Source organism: Tyzzerella sp. An114 (genome assembly GCF_002161055.1).
In the GTDB taxonomy this organism is placed as follows: domain Bacteria; phylum Bacillota; class Clostridia; order Lachnospirales; family Anaerotignaceae; genus Fimicola; species Fimicola cottocaccae.
This window is the reverse complement of sequence record NZ_NFLT01000045.1, coordinates 1-3,672: the sequence shown is the minus strand read 5'-3', so window position 1 is coordinate 3,672 and position 3,672 is coordinate 1. Positions and strand designations below refer to the sequence as shown.

At 22.8% G+C, this 3,672-nt stretch carries 3 protein-coding genes; 2 read left to right on the top strand and 1 reads right to left on the bottom strand.

Annotated elements, in window-relative coordinates; all coding sequences use genetic code 11:
• Window positions 1-299: 299 nt before the first annotated feature.
• Together B5E58_RS13060 and B5E58_RS13055 are read left to right on the top strand one after the other, a co-directional pair.
• Entirely contained in the window at window positions 300-653 is a 354-nt protein-coding gene (locus B5E58_RS13060; protein WP_088110078.1) for a DnaB-like helicase C-terminal domain-containing protein, read from the top strand.
• Between the two features lie 570 nt (window positions 654-1,223).
• Window positions 1,224-2,975: an SIR2 family protein gene (locus tag B5E58_RS13055; RefSeq protein WP_088110077.1), complete on the top strand. Its 1,752-nt coding sequence runs from the start codon at window positions 1,224-1,226 to the stop codon at window positions 2,973-2,975.
• A 440-nt stretch (window positions 2,976-3,415) separates the two neighbouring features.
• Here the strand turns inward: B5E58_RS13055 and B5E58_RS13050 are convergent.
• A partial coding sequence (locus tag B5E58_RS13050; protein ID WP_206608589.1) for a hypothetical protein occupies window positions 3,416-3,672 on the bottom strand: 257 nt, incomplete at its 5' end.

The following is a 3,672-nucleotide window of genomic DNA, read 5'->3' as shown; positions in this document are numbered from 1 at the left end:
TAATAGCATTGAGAAATATTTGATACCTAAAAGGATATTATTGCAACGTTGTAATAATAAAGAAAGCAAATTAGTAAAACGAGCATCATATTTGGAGTTTTATAAAAAAATTTGGAAAATAGAATAAAGATTATAATAGATATACCATTAGTGAAACAAGCAATTATTGAATATTTGAAATTACGTATAGAAGAAAGTGAGGAGGCATTTGAGGACGATGATGAATAATTAACGAGTGCAAAAAATAATATATTAAATTGGTTATAGGGCAAATTAAAGAAAATTAATAACTTAAAAATTTGGAGAATGAAAGAAACTACTTTGCAAAGGATAAGATGGAGTATGTATTAAAAAGTATAAAAAGTGTAGGAATACAATTATCTGTACCAGTAATTGGAACATATAGTATTCAGAATAATAAGCCAAATAGTAGGTTTGACCATCGACCAGTACTATCAGATATTGAATATAGAAGCTTGATTTCATATCCTGATAATACACAGTTACTATATTGTGATGATATGTATGATGAGAATAGTGTATATAAAAATATAGAAGAAATAATTGTTGTGAAAAATATGATAGGAGAATTATTTACTGTTAATGTAATAGTTGCTAATAATATATTTGCTAATTTATTAAAAAAATGTTAAAAAAACAAGATGTATAATAATGGATAAAGTTAGCATAGTTTAAAAAGAAAAATTTTTTATTATATATGTTAATAAGGTTTATAATACAATAATTTTATGTTGTTTCAAAGAAAATAACTATTATTGTGGTAGTATTTTCTATTTTGAATTGATAGATTTAGAGATATGAGTATATTATGATTATAATTCAGAAATATACTATTATCTTGAAAAAGGAATAATTGTATATGCTGTATGATATTAGATTAAAGAGAGAATATGTTGATATGTATTAAGTTAATAATATTTTAAAAAAACATAACAATTTTCTGTAAATATTGAAAGAAAGGTTATAGGAAAGTTTTGATTGAATTTATTGCACTAAAATAGACTGATGAATAAAATTTAATACAGAATATTGTTAATTGATTATATCATTTATTAAAATATGGATTTTATTGTTCCAGCAGTATCAAAAGTTTTTTATGGATACTTATGATTATAAAATTTACGATGTTAGAATTTAGTTAGTAGATATTGTTTATTTGTAAAAATGTTTATAAATCATAATTTTTAAGTGAGGTAATATTAATGACTAAAATGATAAAACAGATAGAAAAAATTAAACAAATAAATTCAAATGATAATCTTGTAATTTTTGTTGGTTCTGGGATTTCTAAAAATTCTGGAGTATGTTCTTGGTGGGAGTTAGTGAAGGAAATTGCTGATAAAATTGGTGAAAATAAATGTGCATCATGTGAGATGAAAAATATAATATGTGGTCAATGTGGTGAGAATATCGAATTATGTGGTATAGATAGTTTTAACTGTAAATTCAAATATGATTTTTCATCAGAAGATTTTTTGCGTATTCCACAACATTTTTATGAAAGTTTTGGTGACTCAAAAGAAGAAAAAGAGCCTTATTATCAATTTTTAAAAGATAAGTTTAATAAAAAATATGAATCTAATATTATAGATGAAATTATTATAAAATTACAGCCAGAACATATAATTACCACAAACTATGATCACTTATTAGAGGATGTAAAAGATCCAAGAGTTTCAAAGTATGCAATAATTACAAAAGATGATGATATTTTATCAAAAAAAGGAAGAAACTATATTATTAAGATGCATGGTGATATTGATGATATAGAAAATATAGTATTAAAAGAAGATGATTATTTAAACTATTCCCAAAAACATATTATAATAGAAACATTTATAAAGTCTCTTTTAATAGATAAGACATTTCTATTTGTGGGATATTCATTAAATGATAATAATTTAAAACTTATTATGAACTATATTGATTTTTTTGTCAAAGAAAAGAATGTAGAAAATCGACAGCCCCATTATTTAGTAGTAGATCAAATAAAAGATCCTTTACATGATATTAAATATTGGAAAAATAAAGGTATTGAGTTAGTAGATTTATCTGAAGTAACAGATTACATGATAGAAAATTCAAAATGTATGAAAATAAGTAATAGTATTGGTAAAAAATTGTATACTTTCTTGAATTATATAAATAATGAAACTTTAGCATATACAAATGATAAGTTACAGCAACTAAATACTTCATTAGAAAAACTTAATGAGGGTGTTTCCTGTTTTAATTTCATTAGTTATAAAACAATTATAGAAACATTTCGTTTCGAGAGTTTATATGGAATAATAACGCCAGTAATGATTTTTAAAGATGTAGAAGAATATAACAATTTTAAAATATTAACAAAAAATCACGATTTATGTAATTTATTAATGAAGTCTGGAATATCAGGAATTCAACTAGAAGATGGAGATAATAGTGATGAAATAATTTTTGAAGAAGAGGTTCAAGAGGATGATAGATTATATAAACTTTCTCTTTATAATAAGTATGATGAAATTATGGAAAAAGTAAAAAAAATTCCTTCAAACTCTGAGAAAGCATATTATTATTCTTTGATTAATAATAATATGAATGAATTATCAAATATCATGAATGATTTAAAAAAACAATATGAATCTGTTGATTATCGAAAATTTACAAATAAAAATTATTATGAATTAGCTATATATGAATTTAATAATACATGTTTACGTTCATTATTATATATAAATGAAGATATTTACGATAGATTGAATTCGTTATTGGATATTGCTTCTGCTCAATATAGTAAAGCCTATAAAACAATAAAAGATATAACAAAAAATGTCTTCTTACGCTCATCCTCTATTCTATTAATTTCATCACAACAACGGATATATATATTTTTATCAGATATCTCTGACAACTTATTTACCAAATTTGGATATGCATCAGGATGCGATGTTAGTCCTAAAGAAATTTCATGATTAATTAAAAGTTCTAACAATCCAACATAATCTTTAATTGCTTTATCAAAATGTTTATTCACATAAATCCATAATGCATTTATGTTGTTTATAATTACTCGAATATTTTCATTATCAGAAGGTGTTAATAATGCAAGAAATGCTTTAGTAATTCTTATATTTTGTTGCTTAGTTAATTTACATAATGAAAGTAAAAAACTAAATGATTCTAATTGATCTATCATTCTTATACTCCAATATTTCTTCATTGATTTACAAAAGTCCTCAAATAATACGGAAATATCAATTTTATTAGATAAATCTATTGAATTAACTTTATAATATGACACAATACTTCTTAAATTCTTTAGTTTTACATGTTTAACAATCATATCCACATCAACTAATTCTATTGGATAAGATTCTACATAGGTTCTTAGAAAAGATCCTATAATATCACCTTAAAATTTATCTGGATAATATGTACAAAATATAGCTTTTATATATGGTATCAACATTTTTTCAACATTATTAAACCAATCCAACATCAAATGATTTTTCTTATAGAATAGATAATAATCATATGCAATTTGTCTAATCTCAAACAAATTACCATATACTGTACCACCAATTTTATACATACTTGACTTTTTCATATAATATTCTTCATGTTTCAATAGGATATCATTCATTTTTTGAATATCTGCAACATTATTTG